The following is a 16,069-nucleotide window of genomic DNA, read 5'->3' as shown; positions in this document are numbered from 1 at the left end:
AAATGAGAAAAATAGTAAAAATAGTATTAGTTGGAATTATTGTAATTATAGGAATTATTTTATTTGCCGATTATACAGTAAGAAGCAGTACAAAAGATCAACTTTTTGATAACACTAATGACATTCCACATAATGACGTTGGCATTGTATTAGGAACTACTAAATATTTAAAAGGAGGGTTTATCAATTATTATTTTAGTTATCGCATAAAAGCCACCACTGATTTATATAAGGCAGGTAAAATAAATTATATCGTTGTAAGTGGAGACAACAGTAGATCTGATTACAATGAACCAGAAGATATGAAACAAGCTCTTATAGAAAATGGTGTACCAGAAGATCATATTTATATGGACTACGCAGGTCTTCGCACATTAGATTCTGTATATCGAATGAAAGCTATTTTTGGCAAAGATAGTTTTACAATAATTTCCCAACCTTTTCACAATGCTAGAGCTGTTTATATTGGTAATTATTTGAATCTAAATACTGTTGGATACAATGCAGAAGATGTTACTACAAAGTATGGTTTTAAAACAATGCTCCGTGAGAAATTTGCTAGAGTAAAACTATTATTAGACAAAATATTTGATAAAAAACCAAAGTTTCTTGGAGAACCGATTGAAATAGGTAATCAAGAAGTTTCATAAAAAAATCAGGCTCTTATTTGTATAAATAAGAGCCTGATTTTTTATGAAATAAACTATAATTAAGAAAATAAATGCCAAACCTGAGTAACAACAAAACAAACAATAATTCCAAAAGCGACAGGTAATAAAGATGCAACTGTCGTCCACTTAGCACTATTAGTTTCTTTATATATTGTGTATATAGTTGTACTACAAGGATTGTGTAATAAACTGAACAACATTAAATTAACTCCCGTAAGTGTTGTCCATCCTGCCATATGCAATATCGTAGCTATTTCGCCATCTGATACTTCAAACATTACCCCTGCTCCTTCTCCTAAACTTGCATCTCCTAATACCATTGCTGTTAACATCAGTATGGTAGGTATGACAATTTCATTTGCAGGTATAGCAACGATATAGGCTAATAAAATCACTCCATTCAGTCCAATAATCATTGCGATAGGATCTAGACCCTGTATAGTCCATAGAGCAATACTTTTATCTCCTATCATTATATTACAGACTAACCAAATAACTGCACCAGCTGGAGCTGCGAATACAATAGCCCTCCATAATACTATTAATGTTCTATCAATTAACGAAGTATATATTGTTTGTAATACTTTGGGAGGACGATATGGAGGCAACTCAAGTGTAAAAAAGGATGCTTGTCCTTTCAACATCGTTTTGGATAAAAACCATGAAGTAAAAAAGGTAAAGCCTATACCTAAAACAACAATCCCTACTACAGCTAGTGTAGAAATAGTATGTGACATATAACTCGGAACAAGTGCACCGATAAAGATAGTTGCCATTAATATCTGTGTAGGCCATCTCCCATTACACAATGAAAAGTTGTTTGTGATAATCGCTATTAATTTTTCTCTAGGACTATTAATAATACGGGTTGCCACAACACCTGCAGCATTACAACCGAATCCCATACTCATCGTTAATGCTTGTTTACCATGTGCTCCCGCTCCTTTAAAAATTCTATCAAGGTTAAATGCTACACGCGGTAAATACCCAAAATCTTCTAATAGAGTAAATAATGGAAAGAAAATAGCCATTGGAGGCAACATTACTGCAATCACCCATGCAGTGGCTAAATAAATACCATCAATCAAAAAACCACTCAACCACCATGGAAAATGTAAGCTTTCTGCTCCATTTTTCAAAAACGGATATAATTCTTCTAATAACAGATACGAAAGAGCCGACGAAGGATAATTTGATCCGATTATAGTTAACCACAACACTCCGCCTAATAACAATAACATTATAGGAAAACCAAAACGTTTACTCGTCACAATATTATCTATCATACGATCAACGCGAAATGCTCTTTGATTTTCATCTGATTTCACAGTTGTTTTAACTGTTTGTGAAACCTGATTAAATATAGCACCAGCGACATTATCAGAATAGTTTAGCCCCAAAGAGTCATAATAACTTTGTGCTTTATCTAAAATTGGTTGAATATTTTTACTTGTTATTTTACTTGACAACGTATTATTTAACAAAGCGGCTTGAATACTTTTATCTTGTTGTATTAAACGCATTGCAATCCATGATGGACTAGGTAATTGCGCATCTAAATTTAATAATTCAGTTGCAACGTCTTTAACTGCTTTACGTGATTCACCAGATATTCCACTAATAGTTTTTTGTTCTGGGACATACTTCCCAGTAGCTACTAAGTCAATAGCTAATAACAAATCTGTAATTCCCTCTTTATTTCTAGCTGATGTAGGAATTACTGGTACGCCTAAATCTTTTGATAAACCTCGTACATCTATCTCCACTCCATGTCTTCTCGCTTCATCCATTAAGTTTAGACAAACGACTACCTTATTAGTAATCTCTTGAATCTGTACTACCAAACTTAAGTGACGCTCTAATCTACCCGCATCGACTACTACCACAGTCACATCTGGTTTACCAAATAGAATAAAGTCCCTTGCCACCTCTTCATCTTCTGAAGTAGACATCAAAGAATACGTTCCTGGTAAATCGATGATTTTATATTTATTATCTTTAAATTGGAAACTACCTTCTGCTCTAGTAACTGTTTTACCAGGCCAGTTTCCAGTATGTTGTTTTAATCCTGTTAAGGCATTAAAAATGGTACTCTTACCAGTATTTGGATTTCCAGCCAAAGCTATAGAGTAATCAAAGTTACCTGATAAATCTCCTAACTTTTTTAGTTCTGCTGCCGCATTTAAATCACAAATATCACAGGCTGATTTGGCCATAATGATGTTCTCCTTCCTTAATTATTTAGTTGTCATCTATTTCAATCATTACCATTTCTGCATCTTCTTTTCTCAATGAGATAATGGTATTATATATGGAATATGCTACTGGATCCTTTAATGGACTAACATTATGCACAGTAATTAAAGCCCCAGGTACAAAGCCCAAGTCCAAAAAACGTTGATGAACTTCGCGATGACATCCACGTTTAATTCCTTTGATCTTTGCTTTTACGCCTTTTTGCAATTCCGATAGATTCATTTATTTTTTGTTTAGATATACAAAATTACATAATTAGACTCGTCTAACAATTAATTTAGTGTTAAAACTATTATCTAAAATAATTCTAAATGTAAGAATGACTGTAAATAAACTTCCTTGTTAATTCTTAATACAATAACAAGAACCTATTATTTCCAATAAAAAAAGGAGAATGTTCTTTGTAGATCATTCTCCTTTTTACAGTAGTAAAATATCTTTTTAAAGCATTTTAAAGGCATTTTCGAAAGGTACTCTATGCAACAAACTCCTTCCCAATGTAACTTCATCAGCATACTCTAATTCATCTCCCACAGCAATCCCTCTAGCAATAGTAGAAGTTATTATCTCAAAACTTTTAATTTGTTTGTAAATATAAAAATTAGTAGTATCTCCCTCCATAGTAGAACTTAAAGCAAATATAATTTCCTTTACTTCACCTTGTTGTACTTTTTCTATTAGAGAAGTGATATTCAATTGACTTGGTCCTATACCATCTATTGGCGAAATCTTACCACCTAGCACATGGTAAATCCCTTTGAATAATTGAGTGTTCTCTAACGCCATTACATCTCTTACATCTTCAACAACGCAAATTGTCTGATGATCACGAGTTAGATTATTACAAATATCACAAATCTCTTTATCAGAAATATTATGACAGCTTTTACAAAATATAATGTCTTTACGCATACTTACAAGAGCTTCAGCCAAACGAACAGTTTGTTCTTCTGGCTGTTTCAAAATATGCAACATCAAACGCAATGCAGTACGCTTACCTATCCCCGGAAGTTGTGATATCTCTTCTACTGCTTTTTCTAATAACTTTGAAGGAAATTCCATTTTGCAAAGATACAAAATTTAGTATTTTCTCAAGATTCAATCTTCCCTATAATTGTATTTCTATCAATCTCATGTGCTTGCTTAATTAGCTACCCAAATAAATAGCTCGACACATTACAAAACGTTTATATTATAAAAACTAAACATTTGAATACGATGTGATTACATGTGTGAATACGTCAACACTATCATAAGATGGTTTCAATACATCTCCCTCAAACTAATAAAATCTCTAGACAGAGTTAAAGAATTAACTTTTATAGATTTATTGATACTAGCTTTAAAGTGGCACTCTCACCAAAAAACAACAGTTTTTACTTACTATTTTTTAGTGATGAAAATATTATTAAAAATCAATTCGCTTAAATCCTTAAGTCATTCCTATAATATAGCTTTGAATTCAGAAGGTCGCATATTCGTCAAAACAAGAAAAGTATTACTAAAAGCAGATAGACTTGAATATCCCACCTCATACGCCACTTCACTAACCGTCATGTCGGTATCTTTTAATATTTCCATTGCTCGTATAACTCGGAGCATTTTGACATATTGAATAAAGGAAATATGGAGTTTGTTCTGAAACATTCTTGTTAGGCTACGTATACTAACCCCAAACTTGGTTGCCGTCATTTCTAATGTCAGCGTTTCATTTAAGTTCTCTTTTATAAAATCTATAACTGCATTGAGCTTTACATCTTCTGTAGTTGGTAGTTGAATTGAAAATTTTCTCAAATTTTCTTTAGGAAGCAAATGTTTTAACGTTGTTAAATATTCATACTCCCAAGAACCACGATAAAAATTACCACTCCAACTATCACTAAACTTAAGCATTTCTAACAGTAACTTACTAACGGGGTAGATGCCTAGCTCATCATAAAAAGAATTACTTGAATCGCTATTATCAGGAAAATAAATATTTATAATATGTAAATCTTGAGAATTAAACATTAAACAATGTGTGTATTTTTTGGGAATCCAGATATAATGATTAGATGGAATATAATAATCTTTTTCTTTTGTCTGTAAATAAGCTATACCACCAAATACAAGTAATAATTGCCCCTTACCATGTTTATGTTTTGGCAACTTCTGTTCCAATTGTTGCTTCAATAATAATATTGAAGTTGGAAATGAATCTATTTTTTCATTTAATTCTCTAATACTGCTCATATGTCCAAAATTAGTAAATAATAGTTTTATTATTTATAATTCACTTTCAATTAATTCTATTCTTATCTAACACTTAGATTAGGAAAACAGATCGTCACTTTAATATTTTTCCTTTTATTTATAAGTACTCCGATAAATTTAAAACTTAAATACAAAAAGGCATTAAAAACACCTATTTGTCCTGAATGAGCAAACTTTTGGCTCGTTATGTAAAATAAATATTCTATTACAAAAGTAATTTCGCTGTCTTAATTTTGAATAAGACTAAATAAGTTAATGAATACTACACTTAAAATCAATAACAGTTTATTAAATAAAAAAACAAGTCTATTCTTACTACTCCTTTGCTTGTTTGTGATATGTATTCTATCCGTTTTTGTTGGAGTTAAAGGATTTGAATTTAAAAAGCTATATACTGGTAATATTCAATCTGACTTATTACTCATTAGCAGAATCCCACGTACAATTACATTGGTACTTACAGGAGCAGGACTTTCAATATGTGGAGTGATATTACAACAAATATCTCAGAATAAGTTTATCTCGCCTACTACTGCTGGTACATTGGATGCAGCAAAATTAGGTATCCTCTTTGGACTTTTCCTTTTCCCAGGTGAAAATATGCTTCTCAAATTACTATTTGGTGTAGTTTTTTGTTTTGGACTAACAGCGATATTTACGTTTTCAATAAGACGAATTGTAAAAAGACAAACTATTATGATTCCCGTCTTAGGCGTTATGTATGGTTATATTTTAAATTCAATTGCAAATATTATTGGTGTAGAGCTTAATATCATTCAGAATATGGAAAGTTGGATGGTAGGAAATTTTGCACAGTCTATGCAAGGTCAATATGAAATAATCTATCTCATTTTCCCTTTAGGAATTATTTGTTACCTCTATGCTCGTAAATTTACTATAGTAGCATTAGGGAAAGCTTTCTCACAAAACATTGGCGTTAATTATACTACAATTGTCAATATAGGGTTACTATTAACCTCTATTATGGTTAGCACAACTATCTTAACTGTAGGTACAATTCCATTTATAGATCTTATTATTCCTAATCTTGTCTCTCTCATTTATGGTGATGATGCCCATAAAAACCTTCCTTTTATTGCCTGTTTTGGTTCTATTGCATTAGTACTATGCGATATAATAGGTAGAGTTATTATTGCTCCTTATGAGATACCAACTAGTATGATTATAGGTTCAGTAGGAGCATTAATCTTTTTATTCATCCTAATAAAGAAAAATCGATGAGATATTTAAGACAAATTATAATCGCTCTACTAGCAATAGTTCTTGTCAGTATATTCGCCACTTATAAAATAGATTTTTCAAATGATTTTATATTGCTGAATAGATTACAAAGACTTTGTACAATAATATTAGTTAGCATTACTATAGCTTACTCCACAATTGTCTTTCAGACAATTTCATCAAATAAAATCCTCACTCCATCACTGATGGGATATGAACACCTTTATGTATTCTCTCAAGTAATAATGTTAATAATATTAGGTTCTGAAAGCGACATATTCCGTTCTAAAAGTTGGGGGTTTATTTTTGCAGTTATCCTAATGGTAGTTTATTCCTTTCTATTATACATTTTTCTATTTAGGAATAAAAAAAGAAACGTTTACTTTATTCTATTAATAGGATTAGTATTAGGTATTTTTTTCAATACCTCTACACAATTTCTACAAATGACAATTGATCCTAATGAGTATGGTTATATCCAAGGAGCTGTATTTGCCTCTTTAAATAGAACTTCTACTGACACATTATTAATGTCTTTTGGAATTACATTTTTAGTATTCATTTATCTTTTTCGGAGTTTTAAATACTTAAATATCCTTAGTCTTGGGCGAGAAACATCTTTTAGTCTAGGTGTTAATTATGATAAAATTGCTAGAAAACAATTATTAGGAATATCTGTATTAGTTGCTGTCTCTACTGCTCTGATAGGTCCTATAACGTTTGTAGGTGTATTTATCTCAAATATCAGTTATAAATTATCTCGTAGTTCTGCTCACAAAGAAACAATTGGATTAGCAATTGGAATAACACTAATCCTTCTATTAGTTGCTCAATTTAGTATTGAACACTTTCTTAATTATAGACATAGCTTAAGTGTTCTCATCAATCTAATAGGAGGTGGATATTTTATTTTATTAATTATTAAGTCATTGAAAAGTAAATGATAAGCGTCAAGTCATTAAATAAAAATTACGGAAAGAATCAAGTATTGTACAACGTTGACTTTACAGTTCCAAAAGGTAATGTAGTATCACTTATAGGACCTAATGGAGCTGGAAAGTCAACATTACTGTCGATTATCTCGCGATTAGAAGAAACAGATAGTGGGCAAATAAGCATAGATGGAAAAGATATAAACAAATACCAGTTACATGAACTGGCAAAAAAAATGTCATATCTAAAACAGCACAATGCTTATGATTTAAAACTAAAAGTAAAAGAGTTAATAGCATTTGGTAGATTCCCACATAGTCAAGGCAATTTAACACTACATGATCAAAATAAAATAGATGAAGCAATTGATATTATGAATCTAACAAATATGAGTAATGCTTATATAGATGAAATCAGTGGTGGTCAACTTCAACGTGTTTTTTTAGCGATGGTATTTGCGCAAGATACAGATTACATATTACTAGATGAACCTCTAAATAATCTAGATATGAAACATTGTCTAAGTACCATGCAACTTACTGAGCAATTAGTTAAAGAATATAATAAAACGATAATAATGGTTATACATGACATCAACTTTGCTGCGAACTATTCTGATATTATTATTGGAATGAAAGAAGGAAAAATTGTCTGTATAGACAAAACTGAAAACATAATAAAAGAAGATATTTTAAAAGACCTATATGATATCAACTTTAAGGTTATTCAAGATAATAATAGTCTAATCTGCAATTATTATAAACCTTAAAATCATTTTCAAATTCAAAAAATAAATAATAATTATAATTAAATCACTTTAAAATTAGATAACATGAAAAATGCTTTATTCTCGCTATTATCAATTATCTCTATTTTGGTTACAAGTTGTAATAACAATAACCCAAAAAAAACAGCAGATGTAGATACAGAACTAATAACTATTAAACATGAACTAGGAGAAACAGATGTTCCTCTACAGCCCAAAAAAGTTGTGGTATTTGATATGGGAATGCTAGAAACTTTAAAAGAATTTAATATTCCAATTGCAGGTATGCCAAAAGATTTTGTACCTACTCATCTTGAAAATTTCAGGGATGATACAAATATATTGGATGCTGGATCAGTACTTGCTCCTAATTTAGAATTAGTAAGTGCTATTCATCCTGATCTTATTATAATATCAGCATTACAAGCTAAGGATTATGACGACTTAAAGCAGATTGCACCTACTATTTACCTAGGTATTGATAACGATGATTTTAAAAATTCTGCACAAAGAAATATGGATAACTTAGGAAAAATATTTGATATAGAAGATGCTGTGGCTAAGAAATCAGAAGAAATAAACAATAAAATAGAACAAGCAGCTGATCTTATTTCGCAAAGCCCAAGCAAAATTATGATTTTATTATATAACAATGGTACTTTCAGTACTTTTGGCTCAAAATCAAGATATGGATTTGTTTATAATGACTTAAAAGCAGTACCTGTTGATGACAATAAAGACGCTTCAATACATGGCACTGTAGTATCTAGTGAATATATCAGCGAGCACAATCCTAATATATTATACGTTATTGATAGAAACCTTATCATTGATAAAAACAAGCCTAATACAAAAGAAATTGAAAACTTACTTGTGCAAAAAACAAATGCTTTTAAAAACAATCGCATTGTCTATTTAGATCCTAATGTTTGGTATCTATCAGGTGGAGGTTCATATTCTATGGAAAAAATGGTAGATGAAATCTTACAAGGTTATAAGTAAGATTCTTATTTAGAAGTTAATATACAAAAAAAGTGAGTAGAATAGATTGATCTATCCTACTCACTTTTTTGTTGTTATACTTTTAAAAACCTGTCCCTTACAAGCAAATAGTAGTTTTATTATTTAAAAAAAATAAACCAATTAAAAACATCTTATAAGGTTATGACTAAAACATGATAGTGCATTACTATAAACCCATATATAAAATAGAGAAAACATCTCATATTACTTTCTAAATACACCAAAACACAGTGTCCTGAATCAGTAAAACATAGGCTATTATTATAAAATAAGCTTTATGCTCATTAAATAATTTTGTAATTAATATTTAAGCATTTAAACCATGAACAAATATATAATTACAATTATACTAATTACAAGCCCTATTTGGCTGAAAGCACAGACATATAATAGAGATCAATTACTATCATTAGAAATGATATGGAATACAATAGATTCTCAAAATAAAAATATACAATTATCAGAGTTAGGACTAAAAGAAAGTAACCTAGAAATCTTGCTAGCAAAGGAGAACTTATTACCCGAACTTTCTTTAAAAGGGAATATTGGATTAAATACTAAAATGCCAGTATATAATAGCGGATTCCTTTCAAAACCTGATTATTATCCAGTATCTAAATATGGTTATAATTTTGGTTACCAATTTGATTTCAATATATACAATGGTGGAAAAGATAGTCGCAACATCACTATTAAAAAAGAAGAGAATACGCGTCAACAAAACAACTATAATTTACAAAGAAATAATATAAGATATGCGTCAGCAATCGCCTATTATGATTTATATAAATTTCTACAGTTCAAGGACTTTCTGTTTGCAGAAATCACATCAGAAAAAAAACAATTAGCGACAATAGAAAGTCTTTACAAAAATGGTATCGTCTTAAAAAGTGATGTATTAAGAGCTACGGTTAAGTTGTCACAATTAGAATTAAGCTATTCAGATATTGAAAGAAAAATAGATATAGCTAAGCAACGTCTCAATATTTTAATGGGAAAGAATAATGAAGAAGATATTAAAATCAGTAATGAGCAAATTATCATTCCCGACAACCTAGCGAAAGATACTAACTATATCGAATACGTAAATCTTGCACTCGAAAAGTCTCCAGAATACAAAATCATACTCAATGATATAACTATTAGTGAACTAACTATTAAACAAATAAAAGCAGATCTATCTCCTAAAGTTTCTTTGTATTCAGGCTATAATTATACCTACCCACAATCTTCTTTTTACCCTTACTCTAGAAATATATGGGGATATGGACAAACAGGAATTAAGCTATCACTTTCATTAGATAACTTTTATCGCAATAAACATAAAATAGCTAAAGCTAAAAATGAGAGTCTCCAAGAAATAAAAAGATTACAAATAAAAAAAGATGAGTTAACTGTAGATATTAAAGAGGCTCATGCACAACAAATGCAAGCTATAGAAAGTGTAAAAACTGCAGAAGAAAATATAATACAAAATACTGAAAGTGTCAGAATAATACGAAATAGTTATCTAAATCAAGAATCTATGTTAACAGATTTATTAGATGCGGAAAACATACTTTTAGAAGCAAAATTCGCATTAACATCTGCTAAAATTAATGTGTTATTAAGTCATATAAAACTTTTAGTAAAAACAGGAATTCTTTAAAATTAAAATCATGAACAACAATAAAATAGATAAAATTGTAATTATCTCTACTAAATGGTTTGGAATATTATTATTAATCGCAATCATTATATGGGGAGGTTGTTACTTTTGGAAAACTTACAAATATGAGCAAACTAATGATGCCCAAGTCGATGCTTACCTTTCTCCTATAAATGTAAAAATAGGCGGTTATATTGGAAAGCTATTTTTTAAAGATAACCAGAAAGTACATCGCGGAGACACATTAGTGCTCATAGAGCCTGAAGAGTTTAGATTAAAACAAGAGGCAGCGTTAGCAGAATTAATGAGTTCACGTTCTAAACTACCTATACTAGATGCTAATAAAGAAACTCAAGAAAAAAATATAGAAGTAATAAAAGCTCGTATCCTTGGTTCTAGAGCAAAACTAGAACAGCAACAACAAGAGTATGAGCGCTATAGAAATCTCCTTAAAGATGAATCTACAACGCAACAAAAGTTTGAAAATGTATATACTACTTTAATGATAAGTAAATCAGATTATGAAGAAACTAATGCCAGTTTAAAAGTAGCGGAATCAAAACTAGCTGATATTAAAGCTCAGCGATTAGCAATTGATGCTGAAATAAAAACAAAAGAAATATTATTAGCTAGACAAGAGCTTGATATAAAATATACTGTGATCACTGTACCATTTGATGGTCAACTAGGAAAGAAAACAGTGCAAGAAGGTCAATTAGTACAAGCTGATCAAACATTAGTTTTTTTAAAAAATGAAAGTGAAGAAAAGTGGGTTGTTGCCAACTTCAAAGAAACACAGATTGGGAATTTTAAAGTTGGACAAAAAACTATTATAGAAGTCGATGCTTTTCCACATGAGAAATTTTATGGAACCATTGAGTCTATATCTCCGACTACAGGTTCTCGTTATTCATTATTACCTCCAGATAATGCTACAGGAAACTTTGTCAAAGTGATTCAACGCGTTCCAGTAAGAATAAAACTTACTGATGACAAAGACAAATTAGCTAAACTATTGGCAGGAATGAATGCTGATGTATATATAAAAAGATAAGAAACAATGCAAATTACAACTATTCCAATATTTAAACAATGGGTACCTGAATGGCTAGCAAAAACGGTGATATATGCCGTACTTATGACTTCCCTATTCAGTTTCGCATTGTATTATAATAATCCTGAAAGTATTACAGGATATTATGGAATTGAACCAGCAGATGTGCAATACTCTGTTGTACTTATGTATGCAGCCGTTGTAGCTTATTTAGCGCTAGATTATAGAATTGTAAAATACCTAACCTCTAGACGCTACCTATTGATTGGCTTAGCTCTAAATTCTATCACTTATTTTATATGTTTCTATACCAAAGATTGGGGTATCTTTATGATCAGCCGTTTTATTCAAGGAATTGCTTGTGCCTTATTGTGTAGTATAGTGTTGAATCTAACTTTCCCAAGACTTCATTCTACACGTTCAAGAGTAATTGGTTATACAATTTTTTATACTGGTCTACAAATTTCAATTCCTATATGCGCGACTTACTGTACAATTGTACTTCACTTCTATAATTTTAATTGGCTATTTTATGGTCTGAATATACTACTCGTACCAGTTGTAATATTAGTAGTATTAACGATGAATAGTGGTGGGCGATTTCAAAAAAAGCTCCCACTCTACCAAGTAGATTGGTTTGGGTTTATTTTCTATGCTGCATTTTGTTTAATTCTTGGTTTTATATTAGTTTATGGACAACAACTAAATTGGTATGATAGTAGATTAATTACCTATTTAACTTTGCTAAATGTAATACTGCTCATCTCTTTTATAATTCGTGAAAATAGAATTAAGCGTCCACTGATAAATCTGCGCCTTTTTAAAACTAGAAATTTTATTATTGGACTATTTCTTCTTTTTGCTTTCTATGTGTTTAAGGGAACCACAGGTTTGACCTATGGGTATTTAGAAGCTGTATTAGGAATTAACCCTTTGAATATAATACCAATATGGAGCACTAATCTAGTAGGAACACTTCTTAGTTCGATAATAACTGCACGGTTTGTATTACAGGGAAAATCACTATTTAAATTAATTACAATAGGTTTCGTTATTTTAGCATTGTACTATATTTATATGCTACTTTTCGTTTCAACAGTTGGGGAAACAGCAGATTTTATCCTACCTATGTTTATTTATGGTCTAGCAACAGGAGCTTTATTTGTTCCAACTGTTCTATTTACAGCATCAACGCTGTCACCAAAGATAGCCTTTAATGCATCTTTTATAGGCATCTTTGCAAGATTTGTAGGTTTTTGTGCGAGTATTTCTATAAACAATTATACGCAATTATATACCAAAGCTGCTGTAAGAGAAAAAGTACAAGATTATATAAATACAATAAACCCTCAATTACAAGAAACTATAAATGGTATTCAGAATGCTTATATAAACTCGGGTAGTGATAGCTATACAGCAAAAACAGCAGCAAATAATTATTTTAACAACATGATTAATAGTCAAATCCTAGCACGATCAATTAGAGATTATTATGACATCATGCTTATTGGAATTGTTATTCTTATCCTTGTTCTAATCATATTACCAAGTATGAAAAACTTACTTAAAAAAAGTACATAAAAGCACATTACCCTTTTACTAGACAAAAACAGATACTAGTAAAGATTGTAGATATATTAGTTCATATCTACAATCTACAAATAAATAATAATTTATAAATCTAAAAATAATTACATTTGGCATAAGACATCATTAAACGCAAAACTTCATATGACTCCTACGGTTATCATCACCATTATTATTTTATATTTTGGAATATTAATTGCTATTTCACAATACGTTAGTCGAAAGGATAGTAGTAATGACACTTTCTTTAGCGCTAATAAAAATTCTAAATGGTACTTAGTTGCTTTCGGAATGATAGGTACTGCATTGTCAGGAGTCACTTTTATATCAGTACCTGGTGAAGTAGGCTCACCTAATGGAGAACAGTTTAAATATTTTCAATTTGTTTTAGGAAATGCAGTTGGTTTTTTACTTACCGCATCTATTTTATTGCCTTTGTATTATAGATATAATTTAGTCTCCATTTATACTTATATTGAAAAAAGATTAGGTTTTTATAGTTATAAATCAGCTGCTTTAATCTTCTTATTGAGCAGAACCATAGGATCTGCTTTTAGATTATATCTCGTTGTCATTGTGTTACAACGTTATGTCTTTGATTATTATGGAATACCTTTTTTTGCTACAGTATTAATTTCGTTACTACTGATATATGCTTATACATATAAAGGAGGTTTAAAGACCATTATTATTACAGATACTCTACAAACTTTCTTTCTAGTAGCCTCAGTGATTTTTACTATTATATTCATTTGTAATAGTTTAGATCTAGGTCCTATAGAAGCTTTTGAGACCATAAAGAACAGTAATTATTCTAAAATCTTTTTCTTCGAAGATTTTATTTCAAATCGTTATCACTTTCTTAAACAATTTATAGGAGGGATATTCGTAACGCTTGCAATGGTAGGACTTGATCAAGACCTAATGCAAAAAAACTTAAGTTGCGAAAATATAAAAGAGGCTCAAAAAAATATGTACTCTTTTACTGCTGTATTTGTATTAATAAATCTACTCTTCTTAGGTGTAGGAGCACTACTTTATATTTATGCTAATCAATATGGTATAGAAGTTCCATTAGATCACTTAACAGGTAAACCCAGAACTGACTTATTATTTCCCGAAATAGCCTTTAATTATTTAACACTAGTACCAGCAGTAATCTTTTTACTAGGATTAACAGCAGCTACTTTTGCAACGACTGATTCAGCATTAACAGCGCTAACCACTTCGTTCTGTATTGATTTTTTAAATATGGATAAGAAGAAAAATGACCCAACCAACGTTTGGAAAAGAAAAATAGTACACTTCTCATTCTCCATATTAATGTTTTTAGTCATTATTCTATTTAATGCTATTAATGATGCTTCTGTCGTAAGTATGATTTTTAAGATTGCATCTTATACCTACGGACCATTACTTGGATTATTTGCTTTTGCTATAATATTTAAACATAAAACTGTAAAAGATAAATATGTGCCATATATATGTATTGCTGCTCCATTCATAACATTATGGATAAGTAATAATTCTCAAAAATTCCTTAATGGATATGTATTCGATAATGAACTAATACTAGTTAATGGCTTTATCACAGTCATCTTACTGCTATTAATAAGCAAAAAAATAAAACTAGTAGGTAATCAAGAATAGTAAAGAACATATATATATGCGCTATATTAATATCTTTTAGAAAAATATAATTATAATGACCCTCACTAAATAAACTAAAAGAAATTCTGTGAGATTAGATATAGGTACAACAACCCTAATCGTATTTTTTTCAAAATATCACATAAAAAAAGTCTGATAAACCATTATAGGCAAGAAATAATCTTATGAATTACGCTGCTGAATTCACTCATAGATAAAAGCGTTCTTCAAATTTCTTTTATAAGATAATCTTTTAATTCATATTTGAAAACTATATGAGGTCGTCTTGACTTTAGTAAAATAAAGAGGTAATATAGAAATTTGTGTCGCTAAACAAAAAAAAACAACCTTTCCGAGCAGAACTCCACCAAGATAGTCTAGAATTAGATATAGTTTCATACTTGCCCCTTCTACAAAGAGGTTTTAAATCAAAAAGCTATCCATTATGAGGTAGTTATTGCTTTTTTATATAAACTAAAAAATCAAGATGACTTCATCATATAATCGCTTATCCGATTCATTCTAGCTGTTTTATTTTTAAAAAGCTTAATAGTTAATCATATATTATTCAATTTTCTTTTTGAATAAAAGTACCTAAAAAGATTCTTAGAACAATAAACTCTATATACGCCTATATTACTATAGAGGATATGATTTTTTCAACAATGCGTCAACAGTGCTTCAAGACTCCTTCAACAAATAGCCTTCTATATGGAGCAATCATGGCGAAGTGTTGAAGAAGTGTTAAAGGATTTAGCTCTAAGGCTTATGAATACTAGCTTTATCAAGCCCTCCGATTTTAGCCAAATAGATTATTTTCAACTTAAAATACTGTAATTTAACTAGATACATTTTTAAGGATTTAAAAAAAGTGAGGTGTTTTTTTATTTTGTGCAGATAGTTAAAATGTTTACAGTAAACCTCATAACCTATTGATACATAAAGATAATATGCGATATCAAAATCTATTTAGTAGCCATTACTAA

At 30.1% G+C, this 16,069-nt stretch carries 13 protein-coding genes; 9 read left to right on the top strand and 4 right to left on the bottom strand.

Annotated features, from left to right (window positions below):
* Positions 1-2: 2 nt before the first annotated feature.
* Positions 3-650 (top strand): SanA/YdcF family protein, encoded by a 648-nt coding sequence (locus RH98_RS06520; RefSeq protein ID WP_010252049.1) that lies wholly within the window; start codon positions 3-5, stop codon positions 648-650.
* A 59-nt stretch (positions 651-709) separates the two neighbouring features.
* Here the strand turns inward: RH98_RS06520 and feoB are convergent, their stop codons facing one another.
* The 4 genes from feoB to RH98_RS06500 form a co-directional block, all read right to left on the bottom strand.
* Positions 710-2,887 (bottom strand): ferrous iron transport protein B, encoded by a 2,178-nt coding sequence (feoB, locus tag RH98_RS06515; RefSeq protein ID WP_010252047.1) that lies wholly within the window; start codon positions 2,885-2,887, stop codon positions 710-712.
* 25 nt (positions 2,888-2,912) lie between these two features.
* Positions 2,913-3,149 (bottom strand): FeoA family protein, encoded by a 237-nt coding sequence (locus tag RH98_RS06510; protein WP_010252045.1) that lies wholly within the window; start codon positions 3,147-3,149, stop codon positions 2,913-2,915.
* Positions 3,150-3,368: 219 nt separating this feature from the next.
* Entirely contained in the window at positions 3,369-3,989 is a 621-nt protein-coding gene (gene recR / locus RH98_RS06505) for a recombination mediator RecR (RefSeq protein WP_010252042.1), read from the bottom strand.
* 381 nt (positions 3,990-4,370) lie between these two features.
* Positions 4,371-5,159, bottom strand: a complete 789-nt coding sequence (locus RH98_RS06500; RefSeq protein ID WP_010252040.1) for an AraC family transcriptional regulator — start codon at positions 5,157-5,159, stop codon at positions 4,371-4,373.
* A 276-nt stretch (positions 5,160-5,435) separates the two neighbouring features.
* On the opposite strand from RH98_RS06500, the gene RH98_RS06495 reads away from it, so the two are divergent.
* The 8 genes from RH98_RS06495 to RH98_RS06460 all read left to right on the top strand — a co-directional run bounded on the left by RH98_RS06495 (position 5,436) and on the right by RH98_RS06460 (position 15,083).
* The gene (locus tag RH98_RS06495) at positions 5,436-6,422 is read left to right on the top strand and encodes an ABC transporter permease (protein ID WP_010252037.1); all 987 of its coding nucleotides are present in this window, start codon (positions 5,436-5,438) and stop codon (positions 6,420-6,422) included.
* The gene (locus RH98_RS06490) at positions 6,419-7,366 is read left to right on the top strand and encodes an iron chelate uptake ABC transporter family permease subunit (protein WP_036495497.1); all 948 of its coding nucleotides are present in this window, start codon (positions 6,419-6,421) and stop codon (positions 7,364-7,366) included. Before RH98_RS06495 ends, RH98_RS06490 begins: the two co-directional genes overlap by 4 nt.
* A complete protein-coding gene (locus RH98_RS06485; protein ID WP_010252026.1) occupies positions 7,363-8,124 on the top strand; it encodes an iron ABC transporter ATP-binding protein in 762 nt (253 codons plus the stop codon). Before RH98_RS06490 ends, RH98_RS06485 begins: the two co-directional genes overlap by 4 nt.
* Positions 8,125-8,187: 63 nt before the next feature.
* Positions 8,188-9,123: a siderophore ABC transporter substrate-binding protein gene (locus RH98_RS06480; RefSeq protein ID WP_010252024.1), complete on the top strand. Its 936-nt coding sequence runs from the start codon at positions 8,188-8,190 to the stop codon at positions 9,121-9,123.
* A 343-nt stretch (positions 9,124-9,466) separates the two neighbouring features.
* A complete protein-coding gene (locus tag RH98_RS06475; RefSeq protein WP_010252021.1) occupies positions 9,467-10,792 on the top strand; it encodes a TolC family protein in 1,326 nt (441 codons plus the stop codon).
* A 10-nt stretch (positions 10,793-10,802) separates the two neighbouring features.
* On the top strand, positions 10,803-11,846 hold the full coding sequence (locus RH98_RS06470) for an HlyD family secretion protein (protein ID WP_010252019.1): 1,044 nt from the start codon (positions 10,803-10,805) through the stop codon (positions 11,844-11,846).
* Positions 11,847-11,852: 6 nt separating this feature from the next.
* Positions 11,853-13,427: an MFS transporter gene (locus RH98_RS06465; protein WP_010252016.1), complete on the top strand. Its 1,575-nt coding sequence runs from the start codon at positions 11,853-11,855 to the stop codon at positions 13,425-13,427.
* A 150-nt stretch (positions 13,428-13,577) separates the two neighbouring features.
* The gene (locus RH98_RS06460) at positions 13,578-15,083 is read left to right on the top strand and encodes a sodium:solute symporter (RefSeq protein WP_010252013.1); all 1,506 of its coding nucleotides are present in this window, start codon (positions 13,578-13,580) and stop codon (positions 15,081-15,083) included.
* Positions 15,084-16,069: the final 986 nt, after the last annotated feature.

The sequence above is a fragment of the Myroides injenensis M09-0166 genome, from assembly GCF_000246945.1.
Classification (GTDB): Bacteria; Bacteroidota; Bacteroidia; order Flavobacteriales; family Flavobacteriaceae; genus Flavobacterium; species Flavobacterium injenense.
The sequence above is the reverse complement of the archived record's forward strand: the minus strand, read 5'-3'. Positions and strand labels throughout refer to the sequence as shown.